Source organism: Variovorax sp. KK3 (assembly GCF_001984055.1).
Taxonomy (GTDB): domain Bacteria; phylum Pseudomonadota; class Gammaproteobacteria; order Burkholderiales; family Burkholderiaceae_C; genus Variovorax.
The window spans coordinates 105904-126127 of sequence record NZ_LYVO01000008.1; the positions used below are offsets into that span (position 1 = coordinate 105904).

The following is a 20224-nucleotide window of genomic DNA, read 5'->3' on the forward strand; positions in this document are numbered from 1 at the left end:
GAAATCTCATGTCCAAGTTTCAAGTGAAGAAGGTCGCCGTGCTCGGCGCCGGCGTGATGGGCGCGCAGATCGCGGCGCACCTGGTGAACGTGCGCGTGCCCGTCGTGCTGTTTGACCTCGCGGCGACCAAGACCCCCACGCTCCCCGCTGCGCGTGGTTCGCTGCCCCCCGAGGGGGCTGGTCTCGCCTTGGGGCGGCCCGGCGGCGAGACCGGCCCGAAGAACGGCATCGTCACGCGCGCCATCGACAACCTCAAGAAGCTCAAGCCGGCCCCGCTTGGCGACTTGGCCGATGCGGCGCTGATCGAGCAGGCCAACTACGACGACGATCTTGCGAAGCTCGGTGAATGCGACCTGGTGATCGAGGCGATCGCCGAGCGCATGGACTGGAAGCTCGACCTGTACAAGAAGATCGCGCCCCATGTCGCCAAGCACGCGATCCTGGCCTCGAACACTTCGGGCCTGTCGATCACGAAGCTCAGCGAGGCCGTGCCCGAGGCGCTGAAGCCGCGCTTCTGCGGCATCCACTTCTTCAACCCGCCGCGCTACATGTTCCTGGTGGAGCTGATCGCCACGCCGACGACCGAGCCGGCGGTGCTCGACCAGCTCGAAACCTTCGTCACCAGCACGCTCGGCAAGGGCGTGGTGCGCGCCAAGGACACGCCCAACTTCATCGCCAACCGCGTGGGCATCGCCGGCATGCTGGCGACGCTGAAAGAGGTGGAGAAGTTCGGCCTCACGCCCGACGTGGCGGACGACCTCACCGGCAAGAAGCTGGGCCGCGCGAGTTCAGGCACCTTCCGCACCGCCGACGTGGTGGGGCTGGACACCATGGCCCACGTCGTGAAGACGCTGCAGGACAACCTGAGTGCCGAGACCGACCCGTTCTACGGCAACTTCGCGACGCCGCCGGTGCTGGCCAAGCTGCTGGAGCTGGGCAACCTGGGGCAGAAGACCAAGGCCGGCTTCTTCAAGAAGGTGGGCCGCGACATCCTGCGCTTCGACCTGGCGAAGGGCGACTACGTGCCTTCGGGCGACAAGGCCGACGAGGTCTATGGCCGCATGCTCAAGAAGCCCGCCGCCCAGCGGCTGAAGTTGCTGCGCGAGAGCGAAGGCGCGCAGGGGCGCTTCCTCTGGGCCATCCTGCGCGACAGCTTCCACTACGCGGCCGTGCACCTGGCGACCATCGCCGAGAGTGCGCGCGACGTCGACTTCGCGATGCGCTGGGGCTTCGGCATGAAGCAGGGCCCCTTCGAGCTTTGGCAGGAAGCGGGCTGGGCACAGGTCGCGAAGTGGATTCAGGCAGACATCGACGCGGGCGAAGCCTTGTCGAGCGCGCCGCTGCCGAAGTGGGTGTTCGAAGGCCCGGTGGCCGAGGCCGGTGGCGTGCACACGCCCGAAGGCTCGTGGAGCGCCGCCGAAAGCCGCTTCGTGCCGCAGCGCCGCCTGCCGGTGCATGCGCGCCAGCTCTTCCCCGAAAGCGCGCTGGGCAGCAACGCGCCCGATGCCGACCAAGCCGGCACCACGATCCAGGACGAAGGCGACGTGCGCTTGTGGACGCTGGACGGCGAAGTGCTCATCGCCAGCATCCATTCGAAGATGCACGCCATCAGCCCCGACGTGGCCGAGGCGCTGGCCGCCGGCGTCGAGCTGGCCGAGCGCGAGTACAAGGCGATGGTGATCTGGTCGCCCGACGAGATGTTCTCCGTCGGTGCCGACCTGCAGGCGATGCTGCCGGCCTTCGTGGTGGCCGGTGTCAATGCGATCGACGGCGCCGAACAGGAACTGCAGAACACCATGCTGCGCATCCGCTACGCCGGCGTGCCGGTGGTGTCGGCCGTGCGCGGCATGGCGCTGGGCGGCGGCTGCGAACTGGCCGTGTACTCGGCCAAGCGTGTCGCCGCAATGGAAAGCTACATCGGCCTGGTCGAAGTCGGCGTCGGCCTCGTACCGGGCGCCGGCGGGCTGACCTACATCGCCCGCCGCGCGGCCGAGAACGCCGAGGCCTCGACCGGCAGCGATCTGCTGCCGTTCCTGACAGAAGGCTTCACCGCCGCCGCGATGGCCAAGGTGGGCACCAGCGCGCTCGAATCGAAGAAGCTGGGCTACCTGCTGGACGGCGACGTCATCGTGCCGAACAAGGACGAGTTGCTCTACGTCGCCCTGCAGCAGGCCAAGGCCATGGCCGATGCGGGCTGGCGCGCGCCGATGCGGCGCCTGTTCAAGGTGGCCGGCCGCAGCGGCGCGGCGACCATCAAGGGCCAGCTGGTCAACATGCGCGACGGCGGCTTCATCAGCGAACATGATTTCCACATCGCCGGCCTGATCGCGAACGTGGTGACCGGCGGCGACGTGGATGCCGGCAGCCTGGTGAGCGAGGAGTACCTGATGGCGCTGGAACGCAAGGCGTTCTGCGCGCTGGTGGTGCATCCGAAGACGCAGGAACGGATCATGGGCATGCTCAGTACGGGCAAGCCGCTGCGCAACTGAAGGAACACTCATGAGCAAGCAACTCCAAGACGCCTACATCGTCGCCGCCACCCGCACCCCCATCGGCCGCTCGCATCGCGGCTACTTCCGCAACACGCGCCCCGACGACCTGCTCGCCACCACCCTGAAGGCGGCGCTCGCAGCGGTGCCCGGCCTGGACCCGAAGGCGATCGAAGACCTCATCTGCGGATGTGCCATCCCCGAGGCGCAGCAGGGCCTCAACGTCGCGCGCATCGGCGCCGTGCTGGCCGGCCTGCCCACCAGCGTGGGCGGCATCACGGTCAACCGCTTTTGCGCCGCCGGCCTGTCGGCGGTGCAGATGGCGGCCGACCGCATCCGCGTCGGCGAGGCCGAGGTGATGATCGCGGCCGGTGTCGAGAGCATGAGCATGGTGCCGATGATGGGCAACGCGCCTTCGTTGTCGCCATCCATCTTCGAGCGCGACGGCGACGTCGGCATCGCCTACGGCATGGGCCTGACCGCCGAGAAGGTGGCGCAGCAGTGGAAGGTGAGCCGCGACGCGCAGGATGCCTTCGCGCTGCAGTCGCACCAGCGCGCACTGGCCGCGCAGCAGGCCGGCGAGTTCGCCGCCGAGATCACGCCGATCGAGGTGACGGAGCGCACGCCCGACCTCGACAGCGGCGAGAGCATCGCCAAGACCCGTACCGTCGACCTCGACGAAGGCCCGCGCCCCGACACCAGCATCGAAGGGCTGGCCAGGCTGCGCACCGTGTTCGCCGCGCGCGGCAGCGTGACGGCCGGCAACAGCTCGCAGACCTCCGACGGCGCCGGCGCGCTGATCCTGGCGAGCGAAAAGGCCTGCAAGCAGTTCGACCTGAAGCCGCTCGCGCGTTTCGTGAGCTTCGCGAGCAAGGGCGTGCCGCCGCAGATCATGGGCATCGGCCCGATCGAGGCGATTCCCGCAGCGCTGCGCTACGCCGGCCTGACGCAGGACGCGATCGACTGGATCGAACTCAACGAGGCCTTCGCAGCACAGTCGCTGGCGGTCATGAACACGCTGGGCCTCGACCCTGCCAAGGTCAACCCGATGGGCGGCGCGATCGCGTTGGGCCATCCGCTGGGCGCCACCGGCGCCATCCGCTCGGCCACCGTCATCCATGCGCTGCAGCGCAAGAAGCTCAAGTACGGCATGGTCACCATGTGCGTCGGCATGGGGCAGGGCGCCGCGGGCATCTTCGAAAGGGTCTGACACTGCGCGCGGCGCAGCAGGCGGCAAGGAGACGAAGGCATGCAAGCAAGGACATTGACGCTCGACGACGGCGCACAGGTCGCCCTGCGCGTATACGAGCCCGAAATCACACCGCGCGCCAGCGTGGTGATCGGCGGCGCGATGGGCGTGCGACAGGCCTTCTACGAGCCGTTCGCACGTTGGCTCGCGGAGCAAGGGCTGCGCGTGTGGACCTTCGACTACCGAGGCTCGGGCGACTCGCGCCCCGGTGGTGCGGGCACATCGCTGCGCGGCTTCGACGCCGATCTGTTCGACTGGGCACGCGACTACGAGGCAGTGATCGAAGCCGCCAAGGCCGCACGCCCCGATCGCCCGCTCTACCTGCTGGGCCACAGCCTCGGTGCGCAACTGCCGGGCTTTCTGGAGCGGCCGGAGATGGTCGACGGCCTGGTGAGCATCGCCGCCGGCAGCGGCTACTGGCGCGAGAACGCGCCGCGGCTCAGGCGCAGCGTCTTGTATTTCTGGTTCGTGCTGGTGCCGCTGGCCACGCGGCTCTGGGGTTACTTCCCCGGTCGCCGGCTGCGCAAGGTGGGCGACCTGCCGCGCGGCGTCATCCTGCAATGGCGGCGCTGGTGCCTGAACCCGCGCTACAGCGTCGGTGCCGAAGGTGAGCCGGCTGCGCGCAGCTACGCACGGGTGCGCTTTCCCGTGCTGGCCCTGTCGATGACCGACGACGAGCTGATGACCTTGGAAGGCACGCAGAGCCTGCTGGGCCTGTACCCCGCGGCGCCGCGTGCCGTTCAGCGCATCGCACCGGCGGATGTGCACGTGCGCCGCATCGGGCACTTCGGCTTCTTCCGCGAACAGTTCAGCCTGAACCTGTGGCCGCGCCTGGCCGACAGCCTGCACCGGCTCGCCGCCCTCACCACACCACCCGCGGGCGCCGTCCCGCATACGACTGCCTGAGCTGGCTCGACGCAGCACACTCCGACCATGAGCACACATCCCCTGGACCAGGCACTGGCGCTCGCGCACAGCGACCTTCGCACCGGCCTCTTCACCGGCGCCGCCAGCGCCGACTACTGGAACATGGTCGGGCCTTTCGGCGGCACCACCGCGGCCGTGATGCTGCAGGCTGTGCTGGAGCATCCGGAACTGCTCGGTGCGCCGGTGTCGTTGACGGTCAACTTCGCCGCCGCCATGGAGGCCGGGCCTTTCGAGCTGCTGGCCGTGCCGGTGCGCACCAACCGGTCGACCCAGCACTGGACGGTGCAGATGTCGCAGGCCGGCGCCGATGGCAAGCCCCAGGTCGTGACCACGGCCACCGCAGTGACTGCCCTGCGGCGCGAGACCTGGGGCGCGAGCGACCTGCCCATGCCGCAGGTGCCGCCGCCCGTGGACGTGGAGCGCCTGGACACCGGCCCGGCCGGCGTGGCCTGGCTCAAATGCTATGAGATGCGCCTGATCAGCGGCGGCGTCCCCACGCGCTGGGACGGCGGCGGCGATCACAGCGAAACCCGCATGTGGCTGCGCGATGCGCCGCCGCGCGCATTGGACTTCGCCTCCCTCGCCGCGCTGAGCGACTGCTTCTTCCCGCGCATCTGGCTGCGCCGCGCGAAGCCGGTGCCCTTCGGCACGGTGTCGATCACCACCTACTTCCACGTCGACGCGGCGCAGCTCGCCGAGGTGGGATCGGGCCACCTGCTCGGTCGCGCCACCGGACAGCAGTTCAGCAACGGCTACTTCGACCAGGCCGCGCAGCTGTGGAGCCAGGCCGGCAGGCTGCTGGCGACTTCGAACCAGATCGTCTACTTCAAGGAATGAACGGAGGCCCCATGGCGAACGCGAAATCGGTGGAGTTCTACTTCGACTTCGGCAGCCCGGCCACCTACTTGGCCGCGACGCAGCTGCCGCACCTGTGCGCCGACACCGGCGCCGACTTGGTCTGGAAGCCCATGCTGCTCGGCGGTGTGTTCCAGGCCACCGGCAACCGCTCGCCCGCCGAGGTCCCGGCCAAGGGCCCCTACATGTTCGACGACCTCAAGCGCTTCGCGCGGCGCTATGCGGTGCCCTTCGAATACAACCCGCATTTCCCGATCAACACGCTGCTGCTGATGCGCGGCGCCACCGGCCTGCAGGCGCGCGATCCCGATCGTTTCGATGCCTACGTGAAGGCCGTCTTCCACGCGATGTGGGTGGAACCGCGCAACCTCAACGATGCGGCCACCGTGGGCCAGGTGCTGGCAGAAGCCGGCTTCGACCCGGCAGCGCTGCTGGCGCTGGCCAACGACCCCGACACCAAGGCCCGCCTGAAGGCCGACACCGAAGCGGCCGTGCGGCGCGGCGTGTTCGGCGCGCCCACCATGTTCGTCGGCGACCAGATGTTCTGGGGCCAGGACCGGCTCGATTTCGTGCGCGAGGCGTTGGACGATCCGCTCGACGCGTGATACTGCGCTGTTGTTCCGACACCCCCGTTTTTCTTCTTCTGCTGCAAGGACTCCCATGAGCGACATCCTCGTCCACACCGAAGCCGGCGTGATGACCCTGACCTTCAACCGGCTCGACAAGAAGAACTCGATCACCCGCGACATGTACGCAGAGCTCGCCGACGCGCTGGAGCGCGCCGAGCAGGACAACGCGGTGCGCGCCGTGTTGATCCAGGGCGACCCGACCATCTTCAGCGCCGGCAACGACATCGGCGACTTCCTCAACGCGCCGCCGTCGACGCAGGAGTCGCCGGTCTTCCGCTTCCTGCACGGCATCGCCCGCTTCCCCAAGCCGCTGGTCGCGGCCGTGTGCGGGCCGGCGGTCGGCATCGGCACCACGATGCTCTTCCATTGCGACCTGGTCTACGCCGGCGACAACGCCGCGTTCTCCATGCCCTTCGTCAACCTGGGCCTGTGCCCCGAGGCCGCCTCGAGCCTGCTGGTGCCGCAGATGTTCGGCTACCACCGCGCCGCCGAAGCGCTGTTGCTGGGCGAACCCTTCATGGCCGAGGCCGCGCTCGAAGTCGGCCTGGTCAACCGCGTGGTTCCGCCCACCGAGTGCAACGCCATCGCCCAGGCGCAGGCGCGCAAGCTGGCTGCCAAGCCTTTGACTGCGCTGGTCGAAACCAAGCGCCTCATGAAGAAGGCTCAGCAGCCGGCCGTGGCCGAGCGCATGGGCGAAGAAGGCCAGAGCTTCGGGCGCATGCTGCGCGAGCCGGCGGCGAAGGAGGCCTTCACGGCGTTCATGGAGAAGAGGAAGCCGGATTTTTCGAAGGTGTGAGCCTAGTCGTGCTGCGGCTGCAGGCCTAGCATCGTCAGCACGGGGCTTTGAGCTGAGCGAGGAAATCGGACGCGTAGTTGGTGTTGAGGATCTGATGGATTCAAGCGTGACCAGTCGAGACACGCTTCGCGAAGGATCTCGACATAGATGCGGCAGTCGTCTGGCCGTGCAAGCAGCGGAAGATCGGCGTGCGCTACAACAATCTGTCTTTGTTCAATCCAGTTGAAGTCGCGAAGGCAATCGAGGAGGGCGTCCCAGGTGTGGCCGAAGTAGTCGGGAAACTCACCATGATGTGCCACAACTCTCAGTAGCTCGGCCCTCGACTGGACGGCCGGGGGAATGTCGAGGATGAAACACTTGTCGCTCGATGCGGTTGTCCAAGCGGCTTCAGTGAACTCAAATGGGCACTTCATCGCTGCTCGGCTTTGGTTATCTCCCATGCCCCGGACTTCTTTTTCGCGTTTACCTGATAGCAAGCGCTATCGCTGCAGAGCACGAACTCTGCTGTTCCTGAGTTGCCACCTTCTGCGAATTTGAATCTGCTGAAGGGCCGCAGCGAAAGTTCTGCGGGATCTGTTCCGTATTGCGTTTTCAGCGCCTGCCGAGAGGCCTCGAAGACAGGCGATGACTCGATCATCTGGCGTCCTTGGTGCACTACGACAAAGACAATGCATAGCAGGACGCCGATTGTGATGCCCGCTTTTCTGAGGAGGGTTGTCATTTGTGCGCAATCGCCCGGCACGTGCAGTCCGAAGTCGACCGGGGGCGCGTCATTGCCGTCATTTGAACTCCACCCGCTGCTTCAGCTTTGAGGCCCCATTTCTTGCCGAACGAGGGCTCAAGCCAGCCCAATCCACTATAGGGGCGGCCTGTTGCTAGGCCCTTTCCAGTGTTGGCAGCGACAACGTCCAGGTTCATTCCGAAGCCACTCAGACCAGCTTTTCCGAACAGCTCCAGAAACGCTTGATCGTCTCCGCATTCTGCGAGTTCGTCTTGACCCGTCGGTGCGCCGCCTAGTGGCGAATACATGATTCCTCCGCCAACGCCATAGCCGAATTGCATGCTCAAGAACCCACGCTGAATGCCGACGTCATATCCAAAACTGAAGTTCATGCCCGGCCCCCAGAAGCCGCCAACATCAACCGCCCACAGACCGAGAGGGTCGGAGAACATCAGCGGATTTTGGTTGGCATAGTGGATTCGATTCGAACCCACTTGAAGCCCCATCGGATCAGGCTAGATATACCGCCCAGTCGTCGGCGAGTACTCCCGCGCCATCACGTTCGTGGCGAGACCGCACAACATGGCCAGCATGGCCACAACCATCCAACGCACTGCCTTCATTTCTTTCCTTTCGTATTGGCATCCGGATCGTGTGTCCACCCCATCGCGTCGGCCTGATCGTGGTAGCGGTAGGCGATCTGGCGGTACTTGCCCGCCCATTCAGGGCTCGACGCCTGTTTGGCTTTGCGAATCCACAAGGAGCCGAGGTTCTTGGGGAAGTAGACGTTCTGCGGATCGAGCTGTGCTGCGTGCTCGAAGTACCGGATCGCCTTGTCCAGATCGCCGCGCATGCCGATGACGATGGCGTTCTGCTGGATCAGAACGCCGAGGTGCTGGCGACGCGTGAGCGTGCGCAGGTAGGCACCGCTCTTGATGGCTCTGCGACTCACGTTCAAGCGGTAGGCATAGCCCTCATCGGGCTCGAAGCCGGCTTCGGCCGTCAACTCGATGTTCTGCTCCCGCAGGCGCGGATCGACGAAGCGGACGAACATGTGTTCCGGTGCGACCACGCTGTACACCGGGTAGCCCAGTCGCTGGGCGAAGGCCATGTAGAGCATCGGGATCGTGATGCAGTGGCCTTGCCGGGTGTCGAGCGTGTGATGCAGGAAGTTGTTCTCCTGCCGCGTTCTGCTCTCGGGAGAGTTGTCGTAGCGCACACCCCAGACCTTGTAGTAGTAGGTGTTGAGCGCGCGGATGATCGAGTCGGGATCACGCCTGAGCGCGTATCGCAGGACGAAGCGCGATGCCTGCGCCGCCATGGCGTCGATCTTGCGCGAGCAGGCTTCGACGTCGATCGACGGATAGATCTCCTTGCCGAAGATCAACGCGGCGCGGCCGACGTCGATCTGGTCTTCCGGCAGTTCGAGCACTGCGCGGACTTCAGAGCTGAACGGAGGCGCCAGTGGCTTGGCGTGCGTTGCGGACGGAACAGCGAGGGCCCATGTCCATCTGGATACGGAACCCGACAGCGCGAAAAGTGCGGCTCTGCGCCTCATTGTTTTTCTTCCCCCTCGATCGACGAGGCCGCGTTTGTAACACGGCGAAATCGCTCTTGAGCGCGTTCAGGGCGCCTGGCGCCTGAACGCGACTCATGTTCAGATTCAAGCGGGGCAAGAAGGGGTGGCCGGAGCGTCACCGGGCCAAGAGCCGGCCCGGCTCATCGACCCCACGGAGTCGCCGCGGTCGCGGCTACGCCGACGCTTGATCGACCCGCGCAATCGGCCGAGGCCGCCCGTTGTCGTCGATCGCCACATAGGTGAAGGTCGCCTCCGTCACCTTGATGTATTCGCCCTGCGCCTTGTAGCGCTCGGCGAAGACCTCGACGACCACGGTCACCGACGTGCGGCCGATGCGCACCAGCTTCGAGTAGAAGGACAGGATGTCGCCGAGCCGCACGGGCTGCTTGAAGACGAATTCGTTGACCGCGACGGTGGCCATGCGGCCCTTGGCGTAGCGCGCCGGGATGACGGAGCCGGCCAGGTCGCACTGCGCCATGACCCAGCCGCCGAAGATGTCGCCGTTCGCGTTGACGTCGGCCGGCAATGGGATCACCTTCAGCACCAGTTCCATGTCGTCGGGCAGGCTCTTGAGCCGGGCGGGGGCATTGGTGGGGGAAGACATGGGCACAATCCAGGAGAAACAACACCTACGATTGTCTCCTCATGCGCCGTAGCGGCGAAGCTCTTTCCTCTGCCCAATCCGCCCCGGCCGGCGCGCCGGAACGTGGCGATCGATCCGACTGGGCCACGCTGCGGCGGCTCTTTCCCTACCTGTGGCGCTACAAGTGGCGCGTACTGGCCGCGCTCGCCTTCATGGTCGGCGCGAAGGTGGCGAACGTCGGCGTGCCGGTGTTGCTGAAGAACCTGGTCGACACGATGACGCCGAAGCCCGACATGGCGCAGGCCTTGCTCGTGGTGCCGGTCGCGCTGCTGCTGGCCTACGGGCTGCTGCGCTTCTCGACTTCGTTCTTCACCGAGTTGCGCGAGCTGGTGTTCGCCAAGGCCACCGAGGGCGCGGCGCGCAGCATTTCGCTGGAGGTGTTCCGCCATCTGCATGCGCTGTCGCTGCGCTTTCACCTCGAACGGCAGACCGGCGGCATGACGCGCGACATCGAGCGCGGCACGCGCGGCGTGCATTCGCTGATCTCGATGTCGCTCTACAGCATCGTGCCGACCATCATCGAGCTGACCCTGGTGCTGACCATCCTCGGCGTGAAATTCGACGCGCTCTTCGTGTGGATCACCGGCGCGGCGCTGGTGCTGTACATCGGCTTCACCGTCACCGTGACCGAGTGGCGCACGCAGTTTCGCAAGACGATGAACGAGCTCGATTCGGTCGCGCAGAGCCGCGCGATCGATTCGCTGCTCAATTACGAGACGGTCAAGTATTTCAACAACGAGGACTTCGAGGCCGGCCGCTACGACGCCAGCCTCGACCGCTACCGCCGCGCCGCCATCAAGAGCCAGAACACGCTGAGCCTGCTCAACATGGGCCAGCAGTTGTTGATTGCCGTCAGCCTGGTGCTGATGCTGTGGCGCGCGACCTCGGGCGTCGTCGAAGGGCGCATGACGCTGGGCGACCTGGTCATGGTCAACGCCTTCATGATCCAGCTGTACATCCCGCTCAACTTCCTGGGCGTGATCTACCGCGAGATCAAGCAGAGCCTGACCGACCTGGACAAGATGTTCGTGCTGCTCGAGAAGGAGCGCGAGGTGCGCGACGCGCCGGGCGCGCAGCCGCTGGCCGGGCGCGATGCGACGGTGCGCTTCGAGGACGTGAACTTCGCCTACGAGCCGGCGCGGCCGATCCTGAAGCACGTGAGCTTCGAGATTCCGGCGGGCAAGACGGTGGCGGTGGTGGGGCCGTCGGGCTCAGGCAAGTCGACGCTCGCGCGGCTCCTGTACCGCTTCTACGACGTGCAGGAAGGGCGCATCACGATCGGCGGTGAAGACATCCGCCAGGTCGAGCAAGGCAGCGTGCGCCAGGCCATCGGCATCGTGCCGCAGGACACCGTGCTCTTCAACGACACCGTCGAATACAACATCGCCTACGGCCGCCCCGGCGCGAGCCATGACGAGGTGGTGGCGGCAGCGCGCGCGGCGCGCATCCACGACTTCATCGACGCCACGCCCAAGGGCTACGAAACGATGGTGGGCGAGCGCGGGCTCAAGCTGTCGGGCGGCGAGAAGCAGCGCGTGGCGATCGCGCGTACGCTGCTCAAGGACCCGCCGATCCTGATCTTCGACGAGGCCACCTCGGCGCTCGATTCGGCCAACGAGCGCGCCATCCAGGCCGAGCTGCGGAGCGCGGCGCAGAACAAGACCACGCTGGTGATCGCGCATCGCTTGTCGACCGTGGTGGACGCGCACGAGATCCTGGTGCTCGAAGGCGGCGTGGTCGTCGAGCGCGGCACGCATGCGCAGCTGCTGGTGGCTGACGGCCGCTATGCGCGGATGTGGATGCTGCAGCAGATCCAGGCCGAGCCGGTTCTCTGATCCTTCTTTCTACTTCTTTCCATTTCCGGAGTTTCGATCGATGCCCGACAAGATTCCCCTGCTGGTGCTGCACAGCATTTCGGCCGAGCACCAGGCCCAGATCGCCGCGGTCTACGACCTGACCTACGCACCCACCGAGGCCGAGCGCGCCGCCGCCGTGGCGCAGCACGGCGCGACGTTCCGTGCCGTGCTCACCATCGGCGTGATCGGCATCACGGCCGAGGAAATCGCGGCGATGCCAAAGCTCGAGCTGATCTGCGCGATGGGCGTGGGCTACGAACGCATCGCGCTCGACGCTGCGCGGGCCCGGGGCATCGTGGTCGCCAACGGCGCGGGCACCAACGACGACTGCGTGGCCGACCATGCCTTCGGACTGCTGATCGCCGCGGTGCGCAACTTCCACAGCCTCGACCGGCTCTGTCGCGAGGGCGTGTGGCGCGAGTCCATCACGTCGCCGCCCAACGTGTCGGGCAAGCGCCTGGGTATTCTGGGCCTGGGCATGATCGGCACGAAGATCGCGAAGCGCGCCGCCGCCTTCGACATGCCGGTGGGCTACCACAACCGCAAGCCGCGCGAAGGCGTGCCGCATCGCTACTTCGACAGCCTGAAGGCGCTGGCCGCCTGGTCCGACATCCTCGTGCTCGCCACGCCGGGCGGGCCCGACACGCGGCATCTGGTGGGTGCGGAGGTGCTCGACGCGCTGGGCCCGCGCGGCTGGCTGGTCAACATCTCGCGCGGCAGCGTGGTCGACACCGAGGCGCTGGCCGCGGCCTTGCGCGAGGGCCGCGTCGCGGGCGCCGGCATCGACGTCTACGAGAGCGAACCCAAGCGTCCCGAAGCGCTGGTCGGGTTGGACAACGTGATCCTCACGCCGCACGTGGCGGGCTGGTCGCCCGAGGCCACGCAGGCGTCGATCGATCGCTTCATGGCCAATGCCGAGGGGCATTTCGCAGGGCGCGGGCCGCTGTCGCCGGTCTGATCGCCGACGCGCGGAGGCCCACCGGGGCGCGCACATAATCCTCGCCCATGGAAACAAAGTGGCTAGAAGACTTCGTCAGCCTCGCCGAGACCCGCAGCTTCAGCCGCTCGGCCCAATTGCGCCACGTGACCCAGCCGGCCTTCTCGCGCCGCATCCAGGCGCTCGAAGGCTGGGCCGGCACCGACCTGGTCGACCGCAGTTCCTATCCCACCCGCCTGACGCCCGCTGGGCAAACGCTCTACGGCCAGGCCATCGAGATGCTGCAGGCGCTGCAGAGCACCCGCGCCATGCTGCGCGGCCATTCGGCGGCGGCGCAGGACGTGATCGAGGTCGCGGTGCCGCACACGCTGGCCTTCACCTTCTTTCCGGCCTGGGTCACGAGCCTGCGTGAACAGTTCGGCCCGCTGAAGAGCCGGCTGATCGCGCTCAACGTGCACGACGCGGTGCTGCGCCTGGTCGAGGGCAGCTGCGACCTGCTGATCGCCTACCACCATCCCTCCCAGCCGCTGCCGCTGGACGCCACGCGCTACGAGATGGTGAGCCTGGGCCAGGAAGTGGTCGCGCCCTGGGTCAAGCCCGACGCCGAGGGCGCGCCGCGCTTCCGGCTGCCCGGGCGGCCGGGCCAGCCGCTGCCCTACCTGGGCTATGCGCCGGGCGCTTACCTGGGCCGCGTGGTCGATCAGCTGCTCAAGGAGTCGCACACCGCCATCCACCTCGATCGCGTCTACGAAACCGACATGGCCGAGGGCCTGAAGGTGATGGCGCTCGAAGGCCACGGCATCGCCTTCCTGCCGCAGAGCGCGGTGCGCAAGGAGGCTCGCGCGCGCACGCTGGTCAGCGCGCTGCCGCCCGAGATCGACAGGCTCGAGGCCACGATGGAGATCCGGGCCTATCGCGAGCGTCCCGCAAGCGCGGCGCAGGCCCGGCCCGGTGCGCGCGCGGGAGGCAAGGGCGAGACGAGTGGGTCGTCGACCAAGGGCACGGTCGACGCGCTGTGGGACTACCTGGTCGGCACCCAGCCCGCCACCTGATCCGGCCACTGCGCCACTTCGCCTGCGTTCAAGTTCCGGAGTTCCGTCGTGCTGCCGCTCGCCTCGGCGCTTGTGCAGTGCACAAAACTATTCGGTGCCCGCATGTGAACCGTCGCATTGGGCATTTGCCTCGAAGCCTGCCGCGCCCCTACAGTCACGGCCACGGATTTGCTGTCACAGCGTCTTGATGATCGAAAGAGAGCACGCGCGAGGCGCGTGTTTTTTTTCGGGCATAAAGGCTGCTTTGTATCTTTCCGATCAACCCGCGACCGCACCGGCACGTTATCTGGGCGCGGGTCTGATCGCCGAAGGTGCAGCATGCACCGGGTTGGCCCGGGTATGACGCAGAATGCGGCTGTCTAGAATTTGTGTATCTCAAGTCACAGGAGTTTTCCATATGAAGAAGCAGGTATTGGCATTGGCCGTGATGGCGCTCGCCGCCGGGGGCGCCTTCGCGCAAGCCAATGACACGCTGGCCAAGATCAAGGCCAGCGGCAGCGTCACGATGGGCGTGCGTGATTCGTCCGGTGCGCTGGCCTACACCATCGGTGACGGCAAGTACGTCGGCTTCCACACCGAAATGGCGGAAAAGATCCTGGCCGACGTGCAGAAACAGCTGGGCCTGCCCAAGCTGGACATCAAGCGCCAGCTGGTCACCTCGCAAAACCGCATTCCCCTGGTGCAGAACGGCACCGTCGACCTCGAATGCGGTTCCACCACCAACAACGCCACCCGCCAGAAGGACGTCGATTTCGCCGTCACCACCTACGTGGAAGAAGTGCGCATCGCGGTGAAGGCCAACTCCAACATCAATTCCATCAAGGACCTGAACGGCAAGAGCGTGGTCACCACCACGGGCACGACCTCCGTGCAAACCCTGCGCAAGAACGAGCGCGCCTCGGGCATCGACTTCAAGGAAGTCATGGGCAAGGACCACGCCGACAGCTTCCTGCTGCTCGAGTCGGGCCGCGCCGACGCCTTCGTGATGGACGGCCAGATCCTGGCCGGCAACATCTCCAAGTCCAAGGCGCCGGCCGACTACAAGATCGTCGGCGACGTCCTGTCGGTCGAGCCGATCGCCTGCATGGTGCGCAAGGGCGACACGGCCTTCCTGAAGGCCGTGGACGACAGCATCAAGAACCAGATCAAGGACGGCTCGCTGGCCAAGCTCTACGACAAGTGGTTCGTGCAGCCGATCCCGCCGACCAACACCAAGGTCGGTCTGCCGTTGTCGGACGCGACCAAGGCCGCCTGGGCAGCCCCCAACAACAAGCCGATGGAAGACTACGTCAAGAAGTGATCGGCATGGGCTGAAGCGACAACGCCCGCCCCTTGCGGCGGGCGTTTGTTTTCAGGTTTTTGTTTTCTTGTTTTTTTCTCCCCTTTAATCAACAACGACTGAGGAGGTCCCGATGGGAAGTTGGGATTGGCAGGTCTTCCTGCAGGACCCGGGCGGCAAGGATCCGACCTATTGGCAATGGCTGCTCTCCGCGTGGGGGTGGACGGTGTCGGTCGCGGTTTCTGCCCTCGTGGTGGCGCTGCTTCTGGGGTCGATCGTCGGCGTGATCCGCACGCTGCCCAACAGCCCCGGCTGGGTGCGTGTGGGCAATGCCTGGGTCGAGCTGTTCCGCAACATCCCGCTGCTGGTCCAGATCTTCCTGTGGTACCACGTGGTGCCGGCGATCTTCACCGTCATGCGCGACGTGCCGCCCTTCGTGCTGGTGGTGCTGGCGCTGGGCTTCTTCACATCGGCGCGGATCGCGGAGCAGCTGCGGTCCGGCATCCAGGCGCTGCCGCGAGGGCAGCGCTATGCGGGCATGGCGGTGGGCTTCACCACGCCGCAGTACTACCGCTACGTCATCCTTCCGATGGCCTACCGCATCATCATCCCACCGCTCACCAGCGAGTCGATGAACATCTTCAAGAACTCGTCGGTGGCCTTCGCGGTGTCGATCGCCGAAATGACGCAGTTCGCGATGCAGGCCGGCGAAGAAACCGCGCGGCCCATGGAGATGTACCTGGCCGTCACGGTGCTCTACATCATCTCGGCCTTCGCGATCAACCGCATCATGGCGACGATCGAAAAGCGGACGCGCGTGCCCGGCTTCATCGCCTCCGCCGGCGGGGGGGGACACTGAGATGCTTTCCAATCTCGACTTTTCCTTCTACAGCTGGGACGTCGTCACCGGCTTCCTGCTCAAGGGCCTGTACTTCAGCCTCTTCCTGACGGTGGTCGCCACGCTCGGCGGCATCCTCTTCGGCACGCTGCTGGCGCTGATGCGCCTGTCGGGCAAGAAGTGGCTCGACGCGCCGGCCGCCATCTACGTCAACGGCATGCGCAGCGTGCCGCTCGTGATGGTGATCCTGTGGTTCTTCCTGCTGGTGCCGTTCCTCATCGGCCGGCCCATCGGTGCCGAGGTGTCGGCCATCATCACCTTCGTCGCATTCGAGGCGGCCTACTTCAGCGAGATCATGCGCGCGGGCATCCAGTCCATTCCGCGCGGCCAGGTCTTCGCCGGGCAGGCGGTGGGCATGACCTACAAGCAGAACATGACGCTGGTCATCCTGCCGCAAGCCTTCCGCAACATGCTGCCGGTGCTGCTGACGCAGACCATCATCCTGTTCCAGGACACGTCACTGGTGTACGCCATCGGCGCCTACGACCTGCTCAAGGGCTTCGAAACGGCCGGCAAGAATTTCGGCCGGCCCATCGAGTCCTACCTGCTCGCGGCAGTGCTGTACTTCATCATCTGCTTCGCGCTCTCTTACCTGGTCAAGCGTCTTCACAAGAAGATCGCCATCATCCGCTGAACATCGCAAAGGAAAGTCATGGCTGACAACATGATCGAAATCAAGAACGTCTCGAAGTGGTACGGCCCCGTCCAGGTGCTCAACGATTGCTCGGTGAGCATCGCCAAGGGCGACGTGGTGGTGGTCTGCGGCCCGTCGGGCTCGGGCAAGTCCACGCTGATCAAGACCGTGAACGCGCTGGAGCCATTTCAGAAAGGCGAGATCACGGTCAACGGCACGCCGCTGCACGACCCCAAGACCAACCTGCCGAAGCTGCGCTCCAAGGTGGGCATGGTGTTCCAGCACTTCGAGCTGTTCCCGCATCTGTCGGTGACCGAAAACCTCACGATCGCGCAGATCAAGGTGCTGGGCCGCTCGCCCGACGAGGCCAAGACACGCGGCCTGAAGATGCTCGACCGCGTGGGCCTGATGGTGCACAAGGACAAGTTTCCGGGCCAGCTCTCGGGCGGCCAGCAGCAGCGCGTGGCCATTGCGCGTGCGCTGTCGATGGACCCGATCGTGATGCTGTTCGACGAGCCCACCTCGGCACTCGACCCCGAAATGGTGGGCGAGGTGCTCGACGTGATGGTCGCGCTGGCCAAGGAAGGCATGACCATGATGGTGGTCACGCACGAGATGGGCTTCGCGCGCAAGGTGGCGAGCCGCGTGATCTTCATCGACGTGGGCGGGCGCATCCTGGAAGACTGCTCGAAGGACGAGTTCTTCGCGCATCCGGAAAACCGCCAGGCACGGACCCGGGATTTCCTCAACAAGATCCTGCAGCACTGAGGCGTCCCGTCGCCTGTCGCCGCTTTGTTCCCTCTCCCAGAGTGAGAGGGAGTGAAGCCGGGCTCGAGCCTTCAGCTACTTCTTCCTCGCCGCGATCGCCTGCTCGGCCTTCGTCACCAATTCGGCGCCGATCTGCGGCTTCCATTTCGCGTACACCGGCCGCGTCGCCTTCACGAAGGCGTCGCGCTCGGCAGGCGACAGCTGGGTCACGGTGACACCCATGCCAGCGATGTCCTTGAGCAGCGGCTTGTCGGCCTCTTCCAGCCCCTTGCGCGCAATCGCGATTTCCTGCTTGCCGGCGTCGATCGCGGCCTGGCGCACGATCGCCTGGTCGGCCGGCGTCCACGAGGCCCAGATGTCCTTGTTGACGACGAACACCAGCGGGTCCGCCATGTAGCCCCAGGTGGTCACGAACTTCTGGCCCACCGTGTGCATCTTGAGCACGGTGAACAGGAAGAGCGGGTTCTCCTGCCCGTCCACCGCGCCGCTGGCCAACGCCGGCTGCGCATCGGCCCAGCTCATCTGCGTCGGGTTGGCCCCCAGCGCGCTGAACATGTCCGAGAAGATGGGCGAGCCGACCACGCGGATCTTCATGCCCTTCAGGTCCTCGGGCGACTTGATCGCCCGCTTCGAATTCGTGATCTCGCGGTAGCCGTTCTCGCCCCAGGCCAGCGGCACCACGCCCGATTTGTCGAGCGTCTTGAAGATCTCCTTGCCCACCTCGCCCTGCGTCAGTGCGTCGACCGCCGCATAGTCGGGCATCAGGAAGGGCAGCGAGAACAGGTTCAGTTGCTTCACCTGGGGCGACCAGTTGATGGTCGAACCCACCGCCATGTCGATCACGCCCTGGCGCAGCGCGCTGAACTCGCGCGTCTGGTCGCCCTGGATCAGCGAGACGCCGGGGTACAGCTTGATGTTGATGCGCCCCTGCGTGCGCTCCTTCACCAGGTCCGCCCAGATCTTGCCGGCTTGCCCCCAGGGTGTGGGCGGGCCCAGCACCAGCGACATCTTGTATTCGGCCTTGTAGTTCTGCGCGGTCGCTGACATCGAGAAGCCGCCCAGCGTGGCGGCGACGGCCAGCAGGCCGAGCAGGGAACGACGGAATTTCATGGTTGTCTCCTTCAGTTGAATTCAATAGCCGAGCACGCGTGGGAGCCACAGCGCCAACTGCGGCCAGACGATCACCGCCACCATCACCAGGAACATCGCGAAGAGCATCCACCCGACCCAGCGCACGGTTTCTTCCATGCGCACACCGGCGATGCGGCACGACACCATCAGGTTCACCGCCAGAGGCGGCGTGAACTGGCCCAGCGCCACCTTGAGCGTGAGGATCACGCCGAACCACACCGGGTCCCATTGGTAGTGCTGCACGATCGGCCACAGCAGCGGCACGAAGATCAGGAAGATCGAGACGCCGTCAAGGAACATGCCGACCGTGATCAGCAGCAGGATCAACAGCGACAGCACGCCGTACTCGCCCAGCCCCGAGTTGACGATCGCGCGCGTGACCGGGTCGATGACACCCAGCGTCGACAGTGAATAAGCGAAGATGCCCGCGAGCGACACCACCAGCAGGATCACCGCCGAGAGCTCGCCCGATTCGCGCAAGATGACGAAGAGGTCGCGCACCTGGATCGTCCGGTGCACGGCCATGCCGATGAAGAGCCCGTAGAACACGGCCACCACGGCCGCCTCGGTCGGCGTGAACCAGCCGGCGCGCATGCCACCGAGGATCAGCACCGGTGCCGCCAAACCCCAGATCGCTTCACGAAAGCTCTTCCAGAAAGGCGGGCGCGGCAGCGTGGATTCGAGCGCGCCCATGCGGTGCTTGCGCGCCATCCACACGGCCGGCACGATCAGCGCCAGGCCGGCCAGCACGCCGGGGATCATGCCCGCGGCGAACAGCGCCGGCACCGACGCACCGGGCACCAGCACCGAATAGACGATGAAGGCCACCGAAGGCGGAATCAGGATATCGGTGGCCGCCGCGGCGCCGACCACGCTGGCCGAGTACGACGGCGGATAGCCGGCCCGCGACATTGCACCGATCATCACCGCGCCGACCGCCGCCGCGTTGGCCGGGCCCGAGCCCGAAATACCGCCGAGGAACATCGCCACCACGATCGCCACCAGCGGCAACATCCCCGGCCCGCGCCCGACGATCGATATCGCGAAGTTGACCAGCCGCAGCGCCACGCCCGAGCGGTCGAAGATCGACCCCACCAGCACGAACATCGGAATCGCGAGCAGCGGGTACTTGCCCAGGCCGGCGTAGAAGTTCTGCGGCACCGCCAGCAGGCCGAACCACTGCGCATCGGCATTGGCCAGGGCGATGGCGACGGCCCCTGCCAGGCCCAGCGCCGCGCCGATCGGCACGCCGACCAGCATCATCACGATGAAGGCCGCGAACAGCAGCGCCGGGATCATTCGCGCGCGCCTTCGGCCGCGCGCCGTTCGCGGCTGCGGCGCACGTAGAGGCCGACCGCACGCAGGCCGATCGCGCCGCAGACGATCGGCAGCCAGATCGAATACCACCATTGCGGCACGCCGATGCCGGGCGAGGTTTCCTCGAAGCGGTAGTCGTCCCACACCACCCGCACGCTGAGCGCAGCGATCAGGAAGAAGAGCACGGCCACCATCAGCGCGCCGAACTGCGCGAGCCGCTTGCGGCGGTCGATCGAGCCGCTCTCGGCGAAGTACTCGATGCGGATGTGCCGGTCACGCGCCACGGCGGCCGAGCCCGCCACCATGGCCAGCAGGATCATCAGGAAGACCGAGAACTCCTCGGTCCACGCGAAGGACGAATCGGTGAAGTAGCGCACCAGCACGTTGGCGAAGGTGATGCAGGCCAGCAGGGCCATGATGATCACCGTGGCCCAGTCCTCGATGGCGAGCGGCACGCGCGTGGG

At 66.1% G+C, this 20224-nt stretch carries 21 protein-coding genes; 13 read left to right on the forward strand and 8 right to left on the reverse strand.

Annotation, left to right across the window (positions count from 1 at the left end; genetic code table 11):
- The first annotated feature begins 8 nt into the window (after positions 1–8).
- From B0W80_RS06285 to B0W80_RS06310, 6 genes are read left to right on the forward strand one after another with little or no spacing between them, the layout of a single operon-like run.
- A complete protein-coding gene (locus B0W80_RS06285; protein WP_076998249.1) occupies positions 9–2489 on the forward strand; it encodes a 3-hydroxyacyl-CoA dehydrogenase/enoyl-CoA hydratase family protein in 2481 nt (826 codons plus the stop codon).
- Between the two features lie 10 nt (positions 2490–2499).
- Complete coding sequence (locus B0W80_RS06290) at positions 2500–3699, forward strand: acetyl-CoA C-acyltransferase (protein WP_076998250.1); 1200 nt, start codon at positions 2500–2502, stop codon at positions 3697–3699.
- A 39-nt stretch (positions 3700–3738) separates the two neighbouring features.
- Positions 3739–4644: an alpha/beta fold hydrolase gene (locus tag B0W80_RS06295; protein WP_076998251.1), complete on the forward strand. Its 906-nt coding sequence runs from the start codon at positions 3739–3741 to the stop codon at positions 4642–4644.
- Between the two features lie 27 nt (positions 4645–4671).
- On the forward strand, positions 4672–5502 hold the full coding sequence (locus B0W80_RS06300) for an acyl-CoA thioesterase II (protein ID WP_076998252.1): 831 nt from the start codon (positions 4672–4674) through the stop codon (positions 5500–5502).
- An 11-nt stretch (positions 5503–5513) separates the two neighbouring features.
- The gene (locus B0W80_RS06305; protein WP_076998253.1) at positions 5514–6125 is read left to right on the forward strand and encodes a 2-hydroxychromene-2-carboxylate isomerase; all 612 of its coding nucleotides are present in this window, start codon (positions 5514–5516) and stop codon (positions 6123–6125) included.
- Positions 6126–6180: 55 nt separating this feature from the next.
- Complete coding sequence (locus B0W80_RS06310) at positions 6181–6945, forward strand: enoyl-CoA hydratase (RefSeq protein WP_076998254.1); 765 nt, start codon at positions 6181–6183, stop codon at positions 6943–6945.
- Between the two features lie 2 nt (positions 6946–6947).
- Here the strand turns inward: B0W80_RS06310 and B0W80_RS06315 are convergent, their stop codons facing one another.
- From B0W80_RS06315 to B0W80_RS06325, 5 genes are all read right to left on the reverse strand, one after another.
- Positions 6948–7385, reverse strand: coding sequence for a barstar family protein (locus tag B0W80_RS06315; protein WP_083745216.1), 438 nt, complete (start codon positions 7383–7385; stop codon positions 6948–6950).
- The gene (locus B0W80_RS34750) at positions 7355–7666 is read right to left on the reverse strand and encodes a hypothetical protein (protein WP_143684503.1); all 312 of its coding nucleotides are present in this window, start codon (positions 7664–7666) and stop codon (positions 7355–7357) included. The genes B0W80_RS06315 and B0W80_RS34750 overlap by 31 nt, the downstream gene beginning before the upstream one ends.
- Positions 7663–8172, reverse strand: a complete 510-nt coding sequence (locus B0W80_RS34755) for a hypothetical protein (protein WP_143684504.1) — start codon at positions 8170–8172, stop codon at positions 7663–7665. Before B0W80_RS34755 ends, B0W80_RS34750 begins: the two co-directional genes overlap by 4 nt.
- Before the next feature lie 113 nt (positions 8173–8285).
- On the reverse strand, positions 8286–9098 hold the full coding sequence (locus tag B0W80_RS06320; protein WP_076998256.1) for a transglutaminase family protein: 813 nt from the start codon (positions 9096–9098) through the stop codon (positions 8286–8288).
- Positions 9099–9417: 319 nt separating this feature from the next.
- Positions 9418–9849, reverse strand: a complete 432-nt coding sequence (locus B0W80_RS06325) for an acyl-CoA thioesterase (RefSeq protein WP_076998257.1) — start codon at positions 9847–9849, stop codon at positions 9418–9420.
- A 41-nt stretch (positions 9850–9890) separates the two neighbouring features.
- On the opposite strand from B0W80_RS06325, the gene B0W80_RS06330 reads away from it, so the two are divergent.
- The 7 genes from B0W80_RS06330 (at position 9891) to B0W80_RS06360 (ending at position 17312) form a co-directional block, all read left to right on the forward strand.
- The gene (locus B0W80_RS06330) at positions 9891–11723 is read left to right on the forward strand and encodes an ABC transporter ATP-binding protein/permease (protein WP_076998258.1); all 1833 of its coding nucleotides are present in this window, start codon (positions 9891–9893) and stop codon (positions 11721–11723) included.
- 40 nt (positions 11724–11763) lie between these two features.
- Complete coding sequence (locus tag B0W80_RS06335) at positions 11764–12702, forward strand: 2-hydroxyacid dehydrogenase (protein WP_076998259.1); 939 nt, start codon at positions 11764–11766, stop codon at positions 12700–12702.
- Between the two features lie 47 nt (positions 12703–12749).
- The gene (locus B0W80_RS06340; protein ID WP_076998260.1) at positions 12750–13733 is read left to right on the forward strand and encodes a LysR family transcriptional regulator; all 984 of its coding nucleotides are present in this window, start codon (positions 12750–12752) and stop codon (positions 13731–13733) included.
- A gap of 397 nt (positions 13734–14130) precedes the next feature.
- On the forward strand, positions 14131–15033 hold the full coding sequence (locus tag B0W80_RS06345; RefSeq protein WP_076998261.1) for an amino acid ABC transporter substrate-binding protein: 903 nt from the start codon (positions 14131–14133) through the stop codon (positions 15031–15033).
- A gap of 112 nt (positions 15034–15145) precedes the next feature.
- The gene (locus B0W80_RS06350; protein WP_076998262.1) at positions 15146–15871 is read left to right on the forward strand and encodes an amino acid ABC transporter permease; all 726 of its coding nucleotides are present in this window, start codon (positions 15146–15148) and stop codon (positions 15869–15871) included.
- A gap of 1 nt (position 15872) precedes the next feature.
- Complete coding sequence (locus B0W80_RS06355) at positions 15873–16544, forward strand: amino acid ABC transporter permease (protein ID WP_076998263.1); 672 nt, start codon at positions 15873–15875, stop codon at positions 16542–16544.
- Between the two features lie 30 nt (positions 16545–16574).
- On the forward strand, positions 16575–17312 hold the full coding sequence (locus tag B0W80_RS06360) for an amino acid ABC transporter ATP-binding protein (RefSeq protein WP_076998283.1): 738 nt from the start codon (positions 16575–16577) through the stop codon (positions 17310–17312).
- A gap of 75 nt (positions 17313–17387) precedes the next feature.
- On the opposite strand, the gene B0W80_RS06365 is transcribed toward B0W80_RS06360, so the two are convergent.
- From B0W80_RS06365 to B0W80_RS06375, 3 genes are all read right to left on the reverse strand, one after another.
- Complete coding sequence (locus B0W80_RS06365) at positions 17388–18422, reverse strand: DctP family TRAP transporter solute-binding subunit (protein ID WP_076998264.1); 1035 nt, start codon at positions 18420–18422, stop codon at positions 17388–17390.
- A gap of 21 nt (positions 18423–18443) precedes the next feature.
- Positions 18444–19742, reverse strand: coding sequence for a TRAP transporter large permease (locus B0W80_RS06370; RefSeq protein ID WP_076998265.1), 1299 nt, complete (start codon positions 19740–19742; stop codon positions 18444–18446).
- The coding region (locus tag B0W80_RS06375; protein WP_076998284.1) for a TRAP transporter small permease at positions 19739–20224 on the reverse strand (486 nt) is incomplete at its 5' end. The genes B0W80_RS06370 and B0W80_RS06375, both read right to left, overlap by 4 nt.